This window comes from Serratia sp. YWN4 (genome assembly GCF_055790845.1).
This window is the reverse complement of sequence record NZ_CM147696.1, coordinates 1,273,557-1,291,195: the sequence shown is the minus strand read 5'-3', so window position 1 is coordinate 1,291,195 and position 17,639 is coordinate 1,273,557. Positions and strand designations below refer to the sequence as shown.

Here is a 17,639-nt window from a genome sequence, read left to right as displayed (position 1 = left end):
TATGGAAAAAGAAATGGGGGATAAAATCCCCCATTTTGCTAATAACTTTCTGGTTTGACTGGCTAATTATTCACCAGATGCCTGTGCTTCCGGTTTACCGTAAATCAGCAACGGTTTGGAATGGCCAGAGATCACCGACTCGTCGATCACCACTTTGTCCACGCTCTCCAACGACGGCAGGTCATACATGGTGTCCAGCAGTGCGCCTTCAACAATCGAACGCAGGCCGCGAGCCCCGGTTTTACGCGTCATGGCTTTCTTGGCAATGGCGTTCAGCGCTTCATCGCGGAACTCCAGTTCCACACCTTCCAGATTGAACAACGCCTGATACTGTTTCGTCAGGGCATTTTTCGGCTCTTTCAGGATCTGGATCAGCGCCTCTTCGCTCAGTTCGCTCAGCGTTGCAACCACTGGCAGACGGCCGATAAATTCCGGGATCAAACCAAATTTAATCAAATCTTCCGGTTCAGCCTGCAACAACAGTTCGCCTTCGGTCGCTTTTTCTGATTCCCCCTTAACGGTGGCACCAAAGCCAATACCGGTACCGGTATTCACCCGCTGGCCGATCACTTTATCCAGGCCAGCAAAAGCTCCGCCACAGATAAACAGGATCTTGGAGGTATCAACCTGCAAGAACTCCTGCTGCGGATGCTTACGCCCACCCTGTGGCGGCACAGCGGCAATGGTGCCTTCGATCAGCTTCAACAGTGCCTGCTGCACGCCTTCACCCGATACGTCGCGGGTGATGGAAGGGTTGTCTGACTTGCGGGAAATCTTATCGATTTCATCGATGTAGACAATACCGCGCTGGGCTTTCTGCACGTCATAGTCACATTTCTGCAACAGTTTCTGGATAATATTCTCCACGTCCTCACCCACATAACCGGCTTCGGTCAGCGTGGTGGCATCGGCCATGGTGAAAGGCACATCCAGAAGGCGTGCCAGGGTTTCTGCCAGCAGGGTTTTACCGCTACCGGTCGGGCCAATCAGCAGAATATTACTTTTGCCTAATTCGATGCCGTTACTGCTATCACCATTGCGCAAGCGCTTATAGTGGTTGTACACCGCCACCGCCAAGACTTTCTTCGCCTGTTCCTGACCAATGACATAATCGTCCAGATGATGGCGGATTTCGTGCGGCGTTGGCAATGAGTTGCGCTCGCGATGCGGGGCAACTTCTTTAATCTCTTCGCGAATAATGTCGTTACACAGATCAACACATTCATCGCAGATATACACTGACGGCCCGGCAATCAGCTTACGCACTTCATGCTGGCTTTTGCCGCAGAAAGAGCAGTACAGCAACTTTCCTGAACCGTCTTTGCGCTTATCTGTCATGAGTAAAACCTCTTATTTTGTCTTTGTCCCGCAGGAATTTACGGCGGCAGTGCATCCAAACTTCATACCGGGAACGCCGATAATACTGTTCAGAGCGAGCGTAGCTCACTCTGAATACTATAGTCTATCGGCTCGCACTTATACTTCGCCAGCCGCGTGGTTCTAGCTGCGGTGCGTCAGAATACTGTCTACCAGACCGTATTCTACCGATTCTTCTGCGGTCATAAAGCGATCGCGCTCGGTATCGCGTTCGATCTGCTCCAGCGATTGGCCGGTATGCTGCGCCATCAGCTCATTCATGCGGGCCTTCACCTTGAGGATTTCGCGCGCATGGATTTCAATGTCCGTCGCCTGCCCCTGATAACCGCCCAGCGGCTGGTGAATCATCACTCGTGAATTCGGCAGGCAGAAACGCTTGCCTTTAGTACCTGCGGTCAACAGGAACGAGCCCATTGAGCACGCCTGGCCCATACAGATGGTGCTAACGTCCGGTTTGATAAACTGCATGGTGTCATAAATTGACATGCCCGCAGTAATCACGCCACCCGGTGAGTTGATATACAGGAAAATGTCTTTTTCCGGGCTTTCTGCTTCGAGGAACAACATCTGCGCCACGATCAGATTAGCCATATGATCTTCTACCTGACCGGTCAGGAAGATAATACGCTCTTTCAGCAGGCGGGAATAAATATCGTAAGAACGCTCCCCGCGTGAAGTCTGCTCTACCACCATTGGCACCAGAGCCATGTTAGGTGCAAATTGATCTCGTTCGCCACTGTATGACATTACCGTCTCCTAATAGAAATTGCCTTGGCGCCATTGTCCGTCGATTCTACTTGAGAACGCTCACCATGACTACGCTCAAGCAAAAGACAGACTCCACGCTCACCTGACGGCGTGATCATCAAAACAGCTCATGCTGTTGTAGAAGTTGGGGCCACAGACAGAATTTCAAGCCCGGTGAACTATTTTCACCGGCATCCCTGTGTGGCAAGGCTACGACGACAGGCTTTCCGCCGCCATCTGTAACCCATAACAAAATAAATATAGTGCATATTGCCACAGTGAACCTGAGATTAATCAGTCACGTGGCAAAAGAAAAGCCCGTAACCGGGGTTACGGGCTTTTCACAACGTAGGGTGCCAACACGCTAGCACCATAGGCACAACAGGTTGCGCCCCTACGTTCAACCGGCATTACGCCTGTTGAGGCTGGTTCATCAGTTCGCTGAAAGTGGTGGTTTTTTCAGACACTTTCGCTTTTGCCAGCAGGGCTTCAACCGCTTGTTCTTCCAGAGCCACGTTACGCATGTTGTTCATCAGCTCTTTGTTTTTGCTGTAGAACTCGATCACTTCACTTGGATCTTCGTAAGCGGAGGCCATTTCTTCGATCAGGGCTTTCACGCGATCTTCGTCAGCTTTCAGCTCGTTGGTGCTGATCACCTCGCCCAGCAGCAGGCCGACAACAACGCGACGTTTAGCCTGCTCTTCGAACAGTTCACGTGGCAGTTCCAGCGCTTGCTTCTCATTACCGCCGAAACGCTGTGCAGCCTGACGACGCAGAACGTCGATTTCGCCGTCGATCAGCGCAGCAGGTACGTCGATTTCGTTAGCGCTGACCAGGCCGTCGATAGCCTGAGACTTGATGCGGTTACGCACGGCGCCTTTCAGCTCGCGCTCCATGTTTTTACGCACTTCAGCACGCAGACCTGCGATAGAACCATCAGCCACGCCGAAACGTTTGATGAATTCTTCAGTCAATTCTGGCAGTTCGCGCTCTTCAACTTTCTTCAGCACGATAGCAAACTTGGCCGCTTTACCTTTCAGGTTTTCTGCGTGGTAATCTTCTGGGAAGTTAACGTCAATGGTGAACTCTTCACCCGCTTTGTGCCCAACCAGACCCTCTTCAAAGCCTGGGATCATACGACCCTGACCCATCGCCAGCACGAAATCAGACGCTTTACCGCCTTCAAACTCTTCGCCATCGATAGAACCGGAGAAATCAACGGTCACACGATCTTCAGCAGTGACTGCACGATCGGTCTCTTTCCAGGTTGCCTGCTGCTTGCGCAGGGTGTCCAGCATGGTGTCAACATCAGCATCGTTAACGTCAACAACTGGCTTTTCAACTTCGATGTTTTCCAGGCCTTTCAGCTCAACTTCTGGATACACTTCGAACTCAACCGCGAAAGCGAAATCTTCGCCTTCTTTATAATCGCCCGGTACATAGTTTGGTGCACCAGCCGGGTTAATTTTTTCTTTGATGATGGCGTCAACAAAGTTGCGCTGCATCAGTTCGCCCAACACATCCTGACGAACTGAAGCACCATAACGCTGTTCAACGATGTTCATCGGCACTTTGCCTTTACGGAAACCGTCGATACGCACGCTTTTCGCTGCGTTGATCAGCTCTTTCTTCACCGCTTGCTTGATAACATCAGCGGGTACAGTAATAGAGATACGGCGCCCAAGGCCTTGAGTGGTTTCTACTGAAACTTGCATCTTGTTACCTCAAAAAAATCACAGTGCTCGGTCAACTCCGTTCCAAGAACCAGGACGGCTACATTACAGAACCGAGTTCCCTGATGTCAGAAGTGCCCGAAACCATTCCGGAAAAATAAGACGCGACATTATAGCGGCGCATGCGTAGCGAGTCGAGGATGGCAAGGCGGTACTGGTGCGTTAAAAATCACACTTTTGCCGGTTTTCGCCAAAATAGCGTCGAACCAAGACCATCGGAGCTGCATTCCACATCGGCTTTGTCGTCGTCAAAAACAACAACGGCCCGCAGGCCGTCGCAAAATTCGCCAGTAGTAATACCTTAAATCAGGGTGAAAGTTCCACTGATACCGTAAATTTTAGCCATCACGCCACTGTCCCTGCGCCACGGCAAGGCGGTGAAGCCGGTACCGTATCTTGCAGCCCTTCCCACTCTTTGAGGGTATAGGTATGTAATGCCAGCGCATGTACGCCGTCCGCCAACTCCTCCGCTAGCACGGCATAAATAGAACGATGGCGCGTCAGAAAGCGTTCGCCGACAAAGCGATCGCTAACTATGACAACTTTGAAATGACTCTCTGAACCCGCTGGGACATTATGGTTATGGCTTTCATTAACCACATCCAGATGCGCGGGCTCAAATGCCGCCCTTAATTTTGCTTCTATTTGCTCGCGAATCATAGGTTCTCCTTACAACACTGGCGCACTATACCCTACCCATCTCGTTCAATATTAGTCGTTTCTGCTCCCGCCAGACTCTTCCTGGCGTAAATTTATCTGCCCTACGCGGAGAAAAATGCCAACATGATGTACCACTTGGAGTTTATCTGATTGAGTTGGCCGAAAAAGCATGATTTTATCAACGCCGGGTAAAAATTTATCACTCGGCCACGTTCAACGCTTCCCCCCGCTGGCGACGATGCTATGATGTCGGCAATTTGTTGTTGACCCTAGCGCTTTGATAACTAAGCGCCGATACGCGCCCATAACTAATAACCACGATTGATGAGACAGTCATATGTTAAAAAAACTTTTTCTTCCACTGCTGGCTGCATTGATGCTTGCCGGTTGTGCCGCTAGCACCAATACGCTGAACGTGACCCCGAAGATCGTCCTGCCGCAGCAGGATCCGACTCTGCAAGGTATCACTATCAGCATCAATGGTGCCGACCAGCGTCAAGACCAGGCGCTGGCTAAAGTGAACCGCGATGGCCAGTTGATTACCCTGCTCCCTTCACGCGATCTGCGCTTCCTGTTGCAAGAGGTGTTGGAAAAACAAATGGGCGCACGCGGCTATATGATTGGCCCGGCTGGCGCAGTGGATCTGCAGATCGTGGTAAATAATCTGTTTGCTGACGTTTCCGAAGGCAACCTGCGTTACAACATCACCACCAAAGCGGACATTTCCATCATCGCTCAGGCGAAGAACGGCAGCAAACAGGTGAAAAACTATCGCTCTACCTATAACGTACAGGGTGCCTTCACCGCAACGAACGAAAAAATCACTAATGCGGTTAACACCGTGCTGGGCGATGTCATTGCCGATATGGCACAGGACACCAGCGTCAACGAATTTATCAAGCAGAACGCACGTTAATCCGTTAATGCCTTGTGCTGCCTGATTTTTCGGGCAGCGCAAACAAGGATCTCATGTCTAAACAGTATCTGAATATTTTTACTCAGCGTAACTCCATCATGCTGCTGGTGCTGGGCTTTGCTTCAGGACTGCCATTGGCCTTGACCTCCGGTACGCTGCAAGCCTGGATGACCGTCGAAAATATCGATCTGAAAACCATCGGGATCTTCTCGCTGGTGGGTCAGGCTTATGTGTTCAAATTCCTGTGGTCACCGTTTATGGATCGCTACACCCCGTCATTTCTCGGGCGGCGGCGCGGCTGGCTATTAATCAGCCAATTGCTGCTGGTGGTAGCGATTGTCGCCATGGGATTTATGAACCCCACGCAACATTTATGGTGGCTGGCTGCGCTGGCGGTGTTGGTAGCGTTTTGCTCTGCCTCGCAGGATATTGTTTTTGATGCCTACAAAACAGATCTACTGTCGGCGGAAGAACGCGGTGCCGGTGCGGCAGTTTCGGTTCTGGGTTACCGGTTGGCGATGCTGGTTTCCGGCGGTTTGGCTCTGTGGCTGGCCGATCGCTACCTAGGTTGGCAGGCAACTTATTGGCTGATGGCCGGGTTGATGCTGATCGGCGTCGCCGCAACCCTGATGGCGCCAGAACCGGATAACAGTATTCCGGCACCACGCACTATGGAACAGGCGGTAGTAGAACCGCTTCAAGACTTCTTCTCACGCAATAATGCCTGGCTGATCCTGCTGCTGATTGTGATGTACAAATTAGGTGATGCCTTTGCGGGTAGCCTGAGCACCACTTTCCTGATCCGTGGTGTGGGGTTTGATGCCGGGGAAGTGGGGCTGGTAAACAAGACGCTCGGGCTGTTTGCCACTATCGTCGGTGCGCTGTTTGGCGGCGTATTGATGCAGCGCCTGACGCTGTTCCGCGCTCTGATGCTGTTCGGTATTTTGCAGGCGGTTTCCAATATTGGTTATTGGCTATTGGCGGTTACCGATAAAAATATCATCACTATGGGCAGCGCTATTTTCCTGGAAAACCTGTGTGGCGGTATGGGTACTGCGGCGTTTGTCGCCTTGCTGATGACGCTGTGCAACAAATCCTTTTCCGCGACCCAGTTTGCCTTGCTCTCGGCGCTTTCCGCCGTTGGGCGTGTCTACGTCGGCCCGATCGCTGGCTGGTTTGTCGAGGCCCACGGTTGGCCGCTGTTCTATCTGTTCTCCATCGTTGCGGCACTGCCTGGTTTACTGCTGCTGGCCATTTGTCGCCAGACGCTGGAATACACCCAGCAGACCGGCGATTTCATGCCACGTACTGAATTCCGCCAAGGCTATCGCTGGGCGCTGCGCCTGCTGGCGACCGGTTGTTCACTGCTCGGTCTGTGGTTGCTCTTGCTGATCACCAACGCGCTTGGCTGGACCGAGTGGCCAAACCTTGCCATTCAGATACTGCAAACGGGAGCTCTGCTGAGCCTGATGGGGATTGTGATGGGTAGCGCTCTGGACTATTTGGCACTGCGCCGCACACAATTAGCCTGATTTTTTGTCGGCTGGCGAAATGCTGGCCGACAAAAATGCATCAGAGAAATGAATTTATTCTGTTGAAAAAATAATATTACCTCGCAAATTATTTTTTATCCGACTGCCTTACTCGGAAATAAAAATAAATTCACTTTTTAAATACAATTATTTTACATTAAATATACTTTTCTCTCATATTTTAAATTGGAGGATTTATCGATCTCCTCCAGCATACCGTTGGTTTTCCTTGATATACCGCCTGCTCGGCACGATTCAGCCTGCCAACACATTGTTGCCATTAGTAAATTATCACCTGACGTTATATCTGTGACCCCCTTAACAGAAAGTGTCAACAAGACACTGACACTCCCTTAAGCATGTTTACAGTACTGCAACCTTCCCGTAAAATGCCCGCACACATGAAACGACGATAGTGCCTTTGTAATTGGGGTCGTTAGATGAGACTTAAGAAATACAATAAAAGTATTGGGATGCTGTCATTAATTGTAGCCACAGTAATGCTCAGTGGTTGCAATATGGTTTTGATGAATCCCAAAGGAGCAATAGGTGTTGAACAACGGACACTGATTCTTACCGCGATCGGCTTGATGTTGATCGTAGTAGTTCCGGTGATCTTCATGGCGTTCGCGTTTGCCTGGAAGTTCCGTGCCTCCAATAAAGAGGCCAAGTACACACCCAATTGGTCACACTCCAACAAGATTGAAGCGGTCGTCTGGACCATTCCGATCATTATCATCGCCATCCTTGGCACCATTACCTGGAAAACAACCCACGCACTGGATCCATTCAGGCCGATTGTCACTGACAAAAAGCCAATGACCATTGAAGTGGTGTCGTTAGACTGGAAATGGCTGTTCATCTATCCAGAACAAGGTATCGCGACCGTTAATGAACTGGCGTTCCCGAAAGATGTTCCCGTCGAATTTAAAGTCACCTCCAACTCGGTAATGAACTCGTTCTTTATTCCTCAGTTAGGTGGGCAGATTTATGCGATGGCCGGGATGCAGACCAAACTGCACCTGATTGGCAACGAAGCGGGCAAATACAACGGTATTTCCAGCAGCTACAGCGGCCATGGGTTCTCCGGTATGAAATTCACCGCGATTGTCACACCAACCGAAGGCGACTTCGATCAGTGGGTGGCCAAGGTGAAGGAATCGCCTAATACCCTGAACGCCACCAGCGATTTTAACAAACTGGCAGAGCCGAGTGAAAACAACCCGGTTGAGTACTTCTCCAGTGTCAGACCGAATTTGTTCAAAGAGACTATTGGCAAATTCATGGGTGATATGCACATGCACAAAGGCGCAGAAACTTCCGCGCATGAAGGCATGGACATGAGCCAGGGTATGAACATGGGCGAACATGCTCACGCCGGAGCTGAGGAATAATCTGATGTTGGGAAAATTAACACTTGATGCGGTTCCGATTCACGAACCGATCGTCATGGTCACCGTTGCCGCAATTCTCGTTGGAGGCCTGGCACTGCTGGCGCTTATAACGTATTTCGGCAAATGGAAGTGGCTGTGGAGCGAATGGCTGACCTCTGTCGACCATAAAAAAATCGGTATCATGTACATCATCGTCGCGATGGTGATGCTGGTGCGTGGCTTTGCCGATGCCATCATGATGCGTGGTCAACAGGCGCTCGCGTCTGCGGGTGAGGCCGGATTCCTGCCGCCGCACCACTATGATCAGATCTTTACCGCTCACGGCGTCATCATGATCTTCTTCATGGCCATGCCTTTCGTGGTAGGCCTGATGAACATTGCCGTGCCGCTGCAAATTGGCGCTCGCGACGTTGCCTTCCCGTTCCTGAACTCCCTGAGCTTCTGGTTCTTCGTGGTGGGTGTCGTGCTGATCAACGTCTCTCTGGGGGTGGGTGAGTTCGCCCAGACTGGTTGGCTGGCGTATCCGCCGCTTTCTGGTAAGGAATACAGCCCTGGCGTCGGGGTCGATTACTGGATCTGGAGTCTACAGATATCCGGTCTGGGTACTCTGCTGACCGGTGTGAACTTCTTCGCCACTATTCTGAAGATGCGTGCCCCTGGTATGCCTCTGATGAAGATGCCGGTGTTCACCTGGGCAGCGCTGTGTACCAACATCCTGATCATTGTTTCATTCCCAATTCTGACCGTCACCATCGCGTTGCTGACCCTGGATCGCTATCTGGGCACCCATTTCTTTACCAATGATATGGGCGGCAACATGATGATGTACATCAACCTGATTTGGGCCTGGGGTCACCCAGAGGTGTATATCCTGGTTCTGCCGGTGTTCGGTGTATTCTCCGAAGTCACCGCGACCTTCTCAAGGAAACGTTTGTTCGGCTATACCTCACTGGTATGGGCAACCATCGCGATTACCGTTCTGTCGTTCATCGTCTGGCTGCACCACTTCTTTACCATGGGGTCCGGCGCTAACGTTAACGCCTTCTTTGGTATCGCCACCATGATCATTTCCATCCCGACCGGGGTGAAAATCTTCAACTGGCTGTTCACCATGTATCAGGGCCGTATCCAGTTCAACTCTGCGATGCTGTGGACCGTTGGCTTCATCATCACCTTCTCCATCGGTGGGATGACCGGCGTACTGCTGGCGGTACCAGGGGCCAACTTCGTACTGCACAACAGCCTGTTCCTGATTGCCCACTTCCATAACGTGATTATCGGTGGTGTGGTATTTGGTTGCTTCGCTGGCCTGACCTACTGGTTCCCGAAGGCTTTCGGCTTTACGCTGGATGAAAAATGGGGTATCCGTGCGTTCTGGTTCTGGATCATCGGCTTCTTCGTTGCCTTCATGCCGCTGTATGCCTTGGGCTTTATGGGGATGACCCGCCGCCTCAGCCAGAATATTAACCCTGAGTTCCACACGCTGTTGCTGGTTGCCGCCAGTGGTGCCGCACTGATTGCCTGTGGCGTTCTGTGCCAGGTAATTCAGATTCTGGTCAGTGTGCGCGATCGCGAGAAAAACCGTGATCTGGCCGGTGATCCATGGGGTGCCCGTACGCTGGAGTGGTCAACCTCCTCCCCTCCTCCGTTCTATAACTTCGCTGTTGTACCAGAGATCCACGATCGTGATGCTTTCTGGGACATGAAAGAGAAAGGTGAAGCGTACAAGAAGCCAGCGCAATACGCGCCAATTCATATGCCGAGGAATACCGGTGCCGGTGTGATTATTGCTGGCTTCAGCCTGGTATTTGGTTTCGCGATGATCTGGGATATCTGGTGGATGGCGATCGCTGGCTTTGTCGGCATGATCGTTACCTGGATTGCCAAGAGCTTCGATGAAGATGTTGATTACTATGTACCGGTTGATGAAATCGAGCGCATTGAAAATCAGCGCTATGAACAACTCAGCAAAGCAGGCGTGAAACATGTCAACTGATATCCTGACTCAGCATAACGCAGCCCATGCAGAGCATGGGCACCACGATGCAGGAGAAACCAAAGTCTTCGGATTCTGGATCTACCTGATGAGCGACTGTATTTTGTTTGCGAGCTTGTTCGCAACTTATGCAGTCCTGGTGAACGGGACCGCTGGTGGTCCCTCTGGCAAGGACATCTTCGATCTGAAGTTGGTCCTGGTTGAAACCTTCCTGCTGCTGTTCAGCTCCATCACCTACGGTATGGCGATGATCGGCATGAACAAAGGCCAGGCAGCCAGCGTCAACAAATGGCTGATGCTGACCTTCGTGTTCGGCCTCGCGTTCGTGGCGATCGAAGTGTATGAGTTCCATCACCTGATCGCTGAAGGTTTTGGTCCCGATCGCAGCGCGTTCCTGTCCAGTTATTTTGCGCTGGTCGGCACCCACGGTCTGCACGTGAGTGCTGGTCTGGTCTGGCTTGTGGTGCTGATGATTCAGGTCAGCAAACGCGGCCTGAATCCAACCAATAAAACCCGTCTGATGTGCTTGAGCCTGTTCTGGCACTTCCTGGATGTGGTCTGGATCTGCGTATTTACCGTTGTCTACCTGCTGGGGGTTATGCCATGAGCCATCCATCCCATGAAACCTCTCACGGTGGCGCAAGCCACGGCAGCGTGAAGTCATACCTGACCGGCTTTATTTTGTCGATCATTCTGACGGTAATTCCATTTGCGATGGTAATGAGTGGCACCGCTTCTCACTCCACCATCCTGGCGGTCGTGGTCGGTATGGCAGTTATCCAGGTGATTGTTCACCTGGTTTACTTCCTGCACATGAACACCTCATCGGAAGAGCGCTGGAACCTGGTGGCACTACTGTTCACCATTATGATCATCGGTATCGTTGTTGTGGGTTCACTCTGGATTATGTACAACCTCAACCTCAATATGATGGTCGATTAAGAGCCGTACGCGATGATTAAGCAATACCTGCAAGTCACTAAACCAGGAATTATTTTCGGCAATTTAATTTCTGTCGTTGGGGGTTTCCTGCTTGCTTCCAAAGGGAGCATCAACTATCCCCTGTTTCTCGCCACCCTGCTGGGTGTCTCGTTGGTGGTCGCCTCGGGTTGTGTCTTTAACAACTTCATCGATCGTGACATCGACAAGAAAATGGAGAGAACGAAGAATCGGGTGCTGGTAAAAGGCCTGATCGCGCCGAGTGTGACCCTGGTTTACGCTACCCTGTTGGGTATTGCTGGTTTTGCACTGTTGTATATCGCCGCCAACCCGCTGGCCATGTGGCTGGCGGTGATGGGTTTCGTGGTTTATGTCGGCGTTTATAGCCTGTACATGAAACGCCATTCGGTATACGGCACGCTAATCGGCAGCCTGTCAGGCGCGGCTCCACCGGTGATCGGTTATTGTGCGGTCACCAACGAATTTGACGCTGGTGCGCTGATCCTGCTGGCGATCTTTAGCCTGTGGCAGATGCCGCATTCTTATGCGATTGCCATCTTCCGCTTTAAGGATTACCAGGCAGCCAACATTCCGGTTCTGCCGGTGGTGAAGGGTATTTCTGTCGCTAAAAACCATATTACGGTCTACATTCTGGCGTTTATGATCGCGACATTGATGCTGACTCTGGGCGGTTACGCTGGCTATAAATACCTGATCGTCGCAGCGGCGGTGAGCGTATGGTGGCTAGGTATGGCACTGCGCGGTTACAAAACCGAAAATGACAGCGTCTGGGCACGCAAACTGTTTGTGTTCTCGATTGTTGCCATTACTTCGCTGAGCGTGATGATGTCTATCGACTTCAGCGTAGGGGCTTCACCGGAGACGTTGTTAAGCTACGCCTGGTAAAGCCGGAAATCTGTGAATGGGCCGCTCAGCGGCCCATTTTATTTACCTCGCAGAAAAACCACTTAGCTGTAATATCTGTTAAACAACATTCAATTTACCCCCCTTCCCCCACACACTAAAATGACACAGCTTGCCAGAAGCTATTCCATCAGGCTTTAATCTTCCTAGCCTGATGGAATAGGTTTTATTGAGGTCACAATGAACGACAATGTAATGACGCCCCAAGAACGCCGCGCAACATGGGGATTGGGAACCGTTTTCTCGCTGCGCATGCTCGGCATGTTTATGGTACTGCCGGTTCTCACCACCTATGGCATGGCGCTGAACGGTGCCAGTGAAGCCTTGATCGGTATCGCGATCGGTATCTATGGTTTGGCACAGGCCGTTTTTCAGATCCCGTTCGGGCTGGTTTCCGATCGCATCGGGCGTAAACCGCTGATCGTCGGTGGCCTGCTGATTTTTGCTTTTGGTAGCGTGATCGCCGCCGTCAGCGATTCTATCTGGGGGATCATTCTTGGCCGCGCCTTGCAGGGTTCCGGGGCGATTGCCGCCGCGGTGATGGCGCTGCTGTCGGATTTAACCCGCGAACAAAATCGCACCAAGGCGATGGCATTTATCGGCGTCAGTTTCGGCATTACCTTCGCTATTGCAATGGTGGTTGGCCCGATCGTCACCCATGCCTTCGGCCTGCATGCGCTGTTCTGGATGATTGCCGTGCTGGCATTAGCGGGGATCGTGATTACGCTGACGGTGGTTCCTTCTGCCGACGATCATGTTCTTAATCGCGAGTCGAGTATCGTGCGTGGCAGTTTCAGTAAGGTGCTGAGCAACTCGCGTCTGCTGAAACTCAACTTCGGCATCATGTGCCTGCACATCCTGTTGATGTCGAGCTTCGTTGCCCTGCCGCTGGCCATGCAACACGCCGGGCTGGCCGCCAGCGATCACTGGAAAGTGTATCTGGTCACCATGCTGGTTTCTTTTGCCGCCGTAGTGCCTTTCATTATCTATGCTGAAAAATATCGCCGCATGAAGCAGGTTTTCATGGGCTGCGTCGCGGTGCTGTTTTGTGCCGAAGTGCTGCTGTGGTTTGCCGGGCTACACCTGTGGGGCATCATTGCCGGTGTGCAGTTGTTTTTTATGGCGTTTAACGTGATGGAAGCGATTTTGCCTTCGCTGATCAGCAAAGAATCTCCTGCTGGTTATAAAGGTACAGCCATGGGCATTTACTCCACCAGCCAGTTTATCGGTGTCGCCATCGGCGGTAGCCTGGGGGGCTGGTTGTATGGGGTACAGGGCGCAGGATTGGTGTTTATCGCCGGAGCGGTGATTGCCGCCATCTGGTTTGTAGTCAGCAGCACCATGAAAGAGCCGCCATACGTCAGCAGCCTGCGCATCACGCTCTCTGAATTGGCCGTGAAAGATTCAGCACTGCAAAGCCGCCTGATGGCCCAACCGGGCGTAGCAGAGGCCGTTGTAGTACCGGAAGAACGCAGTGCCTATGTGAAGGTCGATACCAAGCAGACCAATCGTGGTCAGTTGGAAGCGCTGGTCAACGCGCTGTAGAAAACCGGGGCCGCTTAAGCGACCCCGGTTTTTTTAATCGCGGAAATTTTTAAACTGGAACGGCTGCCCCAGATCGGCACCGCGCACCAACGCCATCACGCTTTGCAGATCATCGCGTGCCTTGCCAGTGACGCGCACTTCATCACCCTGAATCTGCGCCTGCACTTTCAGCTTGCTGTCTTTAATCAGCTTCACAATTTTCTTCGCCAACGTTGTTTCGATGCCTTGCTTTAGCTTGGCCTCAACGCTGTAGGTTTTGCCACTGTGGGTCAGTTCCTCTGGGATCTCCAGAGCACCGCCATCAATGCTGCGTTTGCTCAGTTTTTCACGCAGAATATCCAGCAGTTGCTGTACCTGGAAGTCAGACTCACTGGCTACTTTGATGCTTTCATTTTTCTCGTTCAGCTCAAAACTGGCCGGTACGTTACGGAAATCCCAACGCGTACTGAGATCGCGAGTCGCGTTCTCAACGGCATTGCGAACTTCCTGCATATCAATTTCGGAAACGATGTCGAAAGATGGCATACTTCTTCCTCCTGAATGAGAGCCTAAGCGATTTCGATGCGGTGCATAATACCTGCTTTATCGCCCTTGGCAAAACTCCGATATCACTGCCGGACAAGACGCTTAGCAACAGAAAAGCCTATAATAGGTAGATTCATCAGCGGAATTCCCGGACACCAAGGAGATTGAATGAAAATAACTATTCTTGGTTGCGGTGCGCTCGGACAACTGTGGCTTTCCCGGCTCTATCAGCAGGGCCACGATGTACAGGGATGGCTACGGGTTCCCCAACCATTTTGTGCGGTGAACGTGATCGAGCCTGACGGCACATCGTTCAATCGTAATTTACCCACCAACGATCCTGAACATCTTGCGCAGAGTGAACTGCTACTGGTGACGCTGAAAGCTTGGCAGGTTTCCGGTGCCGTCACTACGTTACTGCCTAAGCTCAACTCACGTTGCGCCATTTTGCTATTACACAACGGCATGGGAACGCAGGACGAACTGCCCCCGCATAATCAGCCGATACTGCAAGGTACCACCACTCATGCAGCTCGCCATGATGGCAACACTATTGTTCACGTAGCTAACGGGGTGACTCATATCGGCCCTATCACTCAGCAGGCCACACATCTCAGCCATCTGGCCGAAATGCTGCATCAGGCGCTACCGGACGTTGCCTGGCACAACCACATTGCCTCCGCCAGTTGGCGCAAGCTGGCGGTTAACTGCGTCATCAATCCGCTGACTGCTCTGTATGGTTGCCACAACGGCGATCTGCAGCGTTACCCGGAACAGATAGAAACACTCTGCCGCGAAGTAGCCAGCGTGATGGAGATGGAAGGCCACCATACTTCGTGCGAAGACCTGATGTCCTACGTTATGCAGGTGATCCAGCTCACTGCGGATAACATCTCCTCAATGCTGCAGGATATCCGCGCCCAGCGGCATACCGAAATCGACTACATTACCGGTTACTTACTGCGGCGCGGACGCAGCCACGGCATTCCGTTGCCAGAAAATACCCGTTTGTTCGAATTGATTAAACGAAAGGAAAATGAATATGAGCGTGTCGGTGTTGGTTTGCCTAGCACCTGGTAGCGAAGAAACAGAAGCCGTTACCGCTATTGATCTCCTGGTGCGTGCCGGGGTGAAGGTCACCACTGCTAGCGTGGCCGGTGATGGTAACCTGACCATCGTTTGTTCACGCGGTGTGAAACTGCTGGCTGATGCGCCGCTGGTGGCGATCGTTGATGAGCCTTTCGATGCCATCGTCCTGCCGGGCGGGCTTAAAGGGGCTGAATGCTTCCGCGATAGCCCGTTGCTGGTAGAAAAAGTCCGCCAGATGCACCTACAAGGCAAGATTGTTGCCGCCATCTGTGCCGCGCCTGCACTGGTATTGCAGCAGCATAAGCTGTTCCCGGTGGGTAACATGACCGGTTTCCCCGGTTTAAAAGAACAAATTCCACCGGATCAGTGGATAGAAAAGCGGGTCGTTTTTGACTCACGCGTTAACCTGCTCACCAGCCAAGGGCCGGGTACTTCAATGGAGTTTGCGCTAAAGCTGATTGATTTACTTTTGGGTAAAGCCAAGGCCGCAGAGGTAGCAACACAATTGGTGCTGATCCCCGGCATGTACGATTTCAGCAGTTAAATTTGTATCGGCAGAACAGATCGCCTGCCGATACAACCTTTTACGGGCGATAGACCTTAACGTTGGCGTAACCTTGTTCCAGCAGATACAGCGCCTGCAAACGGCTCATTACACCGCGATCGCAATACAGCAGATAGGTCTTGCTCTGGTCGAGATCGCCAAACTGGCTGCTCAGTTTATAGAACGGCAGCGGTTTAACCTCAACCTGCGCCAGTTGCAGCGGCTTCTCTTCCTGTTCATCAACGGAGCGGATATCCAGAATCACTTCGTCAGCCGCGAATTCCGCAACGGTTTCCACTTCGGTAACCTGCTCCCGCGCCTCTTCTGCGATAGTACGGATATCCACATTGCGCGCTTCACGCACTACCCGATCCAGAATCTCGAAGTCAAAGTTACCCTCTTCTTCTTCAATTTTGGTTTTCACCGCTTTGACCGTCGGGCTCTTCGAGATCACACCGCAGTATTCCGGCATAGTTTTGGCAAAGTCTTCAGTGCCAATTTCACGCGCCACCTTGATGATGTGCTCTTTATCGTGCGAGATCAGCGGACGCAGGATCAGCGTGTCGGAAGCATTGTCGATCAGGCGCAGGTTGGTGAGCGTCTGGCTGGATACCTGGCCCAGCGCTTCACCGGTCACCAGCGCCTGCACGCCATAACGCTCTGCCACTTGGGAAGCGGCGCGCACCATCATGCGCTTGAGCACCACGCCCATTTGGCCGTCATCCACTTTCTCCAGGATCTCACCCACCACTGGCTCAAAATCGATCGCCACAAAACGCACCTTGTGCGAGCTGCCAAAACGATTCCACAGATAATACGCCACCTGCTTGACGCCGATTTCATGCGCTGCGCCACCCAGATTAAAGAAGCAATAATGCACGCGGCAGCCACGGCGCATCAGCATGTAGCTGGAAACACCGGAGTCAAAACCACCGGAAATCAGTGACAACACATCTTCCTGAGTGCCGATCGGGTAGCCGCCAATGCCTTCGCGGCGGGATTTAACCAGCATCAGCTTGTCGTCTTCGATTTCCAGATTCACCGTAACCTGCGGATGCGACAGCTTAACGCGCGCGCTTTCGATGTGCTGATTCAGGCCGCCGCCCACGTAGCGTTCCACATCCTGCGAACTGAACTCATGCTTGCCACGGCGCTTAACCCGCACGCAGAAGCTTTTGCCCTCCAGTTGTTCACGGTAGGTTTCCAGCGTCTGCTCGAAGATATGGTGCACATCGGTGTAAGCGCGATCTTCCACTTCCAGAATGTGATGGATGCCGGGAATGCGGGTTAACGCGTCGGCGATCGCCGGGCGCTGATTTTCGTCTTTGGCACGAACTTCGATAAAATCCCAGTGACGGACCACCGCCAGCGTTTCATCATACTGCTTCAGTACGTTACGGATATTGGTCGTCAGAATCTTAATGAAGCGCAAGCGCACAGATTGACTCTTGATGGTGATTTCTGGGAACAATTTAATGATAAACTTCATGGCGGTTTTTATTGTCTGATAAGAATTACGGGGTAAAAGATTTATATCCTGAATCTTTCAAGCGGCGGCAGTTGGCTGCAACTTAAAAGCTATTAGGTATACAATGGCGATAAGAATGATAAAACTTCGAGCCTGACGAACTTTTATCATTCTTATCTGGGCGCGAAGTATATCACTATCTGCTCGCGCGCCGCGCGCAAAACCATACATTCACGCCATGATTTGCTAA

Annotated in this window: 16 protein-coding genes; 10 read left to right on the top strand and 6 right to left on the bottom strand. The window is 51.9% G+C overall.

Features of this window, described 5'->3' with window-relative positions:
* Window positions 1-66: 66 nt before the first annotated feature.
* The 4 genes from clpX to bolA form a co-directional block, all read right to left on the bottom strand.
* Complete coding sequence (gene clpX, locus ACX9GT_RS06030) at window positions 67-1,338, bottom strand: ATP-dependent protease ATP-binding subunit ClpX (protein ID WP_473190264.1); 1,272 nt, start codon at window positions 1,336-1,338, stop codon at window positions 67-69.
* A gap of 162 nt (window positions 1,339-1,500) precedes the next feature.
* Complete coding sequence (gene clpP, locus ACX9GT_RS06025) at window positions 1,501-2,124, bottom strand: ATP-dependent Clp endopeptidase proteolytic subunit ClpP (RefSeq protein ID WP_021180167.1); 624 nt, start codon at window positions 2,122-2,124, stop codon at window positions 1,501-1,503.
* A 410-nt stretch (window positions 2,125-2,534) separates the two neighbouring features.
* A complete protein-coding gene (gene tig, locus ACX9GT_RS06020; protein ID WP_473190263.1) occupies window positions 2,535-3,839 on the bottom strand; it encodes a trigger factor in 1,305 nt (434 codons plus the stop codon).
* A gap of 363 nt (window positions 3,840-4,202) precedes the next feature.
* On the bottom strand, window positions 4,203-4,517 hold the full coding sequence (gene bolA, locus ACX9GT_RS06015; RefSeq protein ID WP_473190262.1) for a transcriptional regulator BolA: 315 nt from the start codon (window positions 4,515-4,517) through the stop codon (window positions 4,203-4,205).
* Window positions 4,518-4,854: 337 nt separating this feature from the next.
* On the opposite strand from bolA, the gene ACX9GT_RS06010 reads away from it, so the two are divergent.
* The 8 genes from ACX9GT_RS06010 (at window position 4,855) to ACX9GT_RS05975 (ending at window position 13,763) form a co-directional block, all read left to right on the top strand.
* Entirely contained in the window at window positions 4,855-5,433 is a 579-nt protein-coding gene (locus ACX9GT_RS06010) for a lipoprotein (RefSeq protein ID WP_459399637.1), read from the top strand.
* A gap of 53 nt (window positions 5,434-5,486) precedes the next feature.
* A complete protein-coding gene (gene ampG, locus ACX9GT_RS06005; RefSeq protein ID WP_473190261.1) occupies window positions 5,487-6,965 on the top strand; it encodes a muropeptide MFS transporter AmpG in 1,479 nt (492 codons plus the stop codon).
* Window positions 6,966-7,405: 440 nt separating this feature from the next.
* Window positions 7,406-8,359 (top strand): cytochrome o ubiquinol oxidase subunit II, encoded by a 954-nt coding sequence (cyoA, locus tag ACX9GT_RS06000; RefSeq protein ID WP_473190260.1) that lies wholly within the window; start codon window positions 7,406-7,408, stop codon window positions 8,357-8,359.
* A gap of 4 nt (window positions 8,360-8,363) precedes the next feature.
* Window positions 8,364-10,355, top strand: a complete 1,992-nt coding sequence (gene cyoB / locus ACX9GT_RS05995; protein ID WP_473190259.1) for a cytochrome o ubiquinol oxidase subunit I — start codon at window positions 8,364-8,366, stop codon at window positions 10,353-10,355.
* Window positions 10,345-10,962, top strand: a complete 618-nt coding sequence (locus ACX9GT_RS05990) for a cytochrome o ubiquinol oxidase subunit III (RefSeq protein WP_473190258.1) — start codon at window positions 10,345-10,347, stop codon at window positions 10,960-10,962. Before cyoB ends, ACX9GT_RS05990 begins: the two co-directional genes overlap by 11 nt.
* Window positions 10,959-11,297 (top strand): cytochrome o ubiquinol oxidase subunit IV, encoded by a 339-nt coding sequence (locus tag ACX9GT_RS05985; protein ID WP_459399642.1) that lies wholly within the window; start codon window positions 10,959-10,961, stop codon window positions 11,295-11,297. The genes ACX9GT_RS05990 and ACX9GT_RS05985 overlap by 4 nt, the downstream gene beginning before the upstream one ends.
* 12 nt (window positions 11,298-11,309) lie before the next feature.
* Complete coding sequence (gene cyoE / locus ACX9GT_RS05980) at window positions 11,310-12,200, top strand: heme o synthase (protein WP_473190257.1); 891 nt, start codon at window positions 11,310-11,312, stop codon at window positions 12,198-12,200.
* A 198-nt stretch (window positions 12,201-12,398) separates the two neighbouring features.
* Window positions 12,399-13,763 (top strand): MFS transporter, encoded by a 1,365-nt coding sequence (locus ACX9GT_RS05975; protein WP_473190256.1) that lies wholly within the window; start codon window positions 12,399-12,401, stop codon window positions 13,761-13,763.
* Window positions 13,764-13,796: 33 nt separating this feature from the next.
* On the opposite strand, the gene ACX9GT_RS05970 is transcribed toward ACX9GT_RS05975, so the two are convergent.
* Window positions 13,797-14,288, bottom strand: coding sequence for a YajQ family cyclic di-GMP-binding protein (locus ACX9GT_RS05970; RefSeq protein ID WP_024913870.1), 492 nt, complete (start codon window positions 14,286-14,288; stop codon window positions 13,797-13,799).
* Between the two features lie 168 nt (window positions 14,289-14,456).
* Here ACX9GT_RS05970 and panE point away from each other — a divergent pair, with 168 nt between their 5' ends.
* Together panE and yajL are read left to right on the top strand one after the other, a co-directional pair.
* The gene (gene panE, locus ACX9GT_RS05965; RefSeq protein ID WP_473190255.1) at window positions 14,457-15,368 is read left to right on the top strand and encodes a 2-dehydropantoate 2-reductase; all 912 of its coding nucleotides are present in this window, start codon (window positions 14,457-14,459) and stop codon (window positions 15,366-15,368) included.
* The gene (gene yajL / locus ACX9GT_RS05960) at window positions 15,331-15,921 is read left to right on the top strand and encodes a protein deglycase YajL (RefSeq protein WP_473190254.1); all 591 of its coding nucleotides are present in this window, start codon (window positions 15,331-15,333) and stop codon (window positions 15,919-15,921) included. The genes panE and yajL overlap by 38 nt, the downstream gene beginning before the upstream one ends.
* Before the next feature lie 40 nt (window positions 15,922-15,961).
* On the opposite strand, the gene thiI is transcribed toward yajL, so the two are convergent.
* Complete coding sequence (gene thiI, locus ACX9GT_RS05955; RefSeq protein ID WP_473190253.1) at window positions 15,962-17,410, bottom strand: tRNA uracil 4-sulfurtransferase ThiI; 1,449 nt, start codon at window positions 17,408-17,410, stop codon at window positions 15,962-15,964.
* Window positions 17,411-17,639 lie beyond the last annotated feature (229 nt).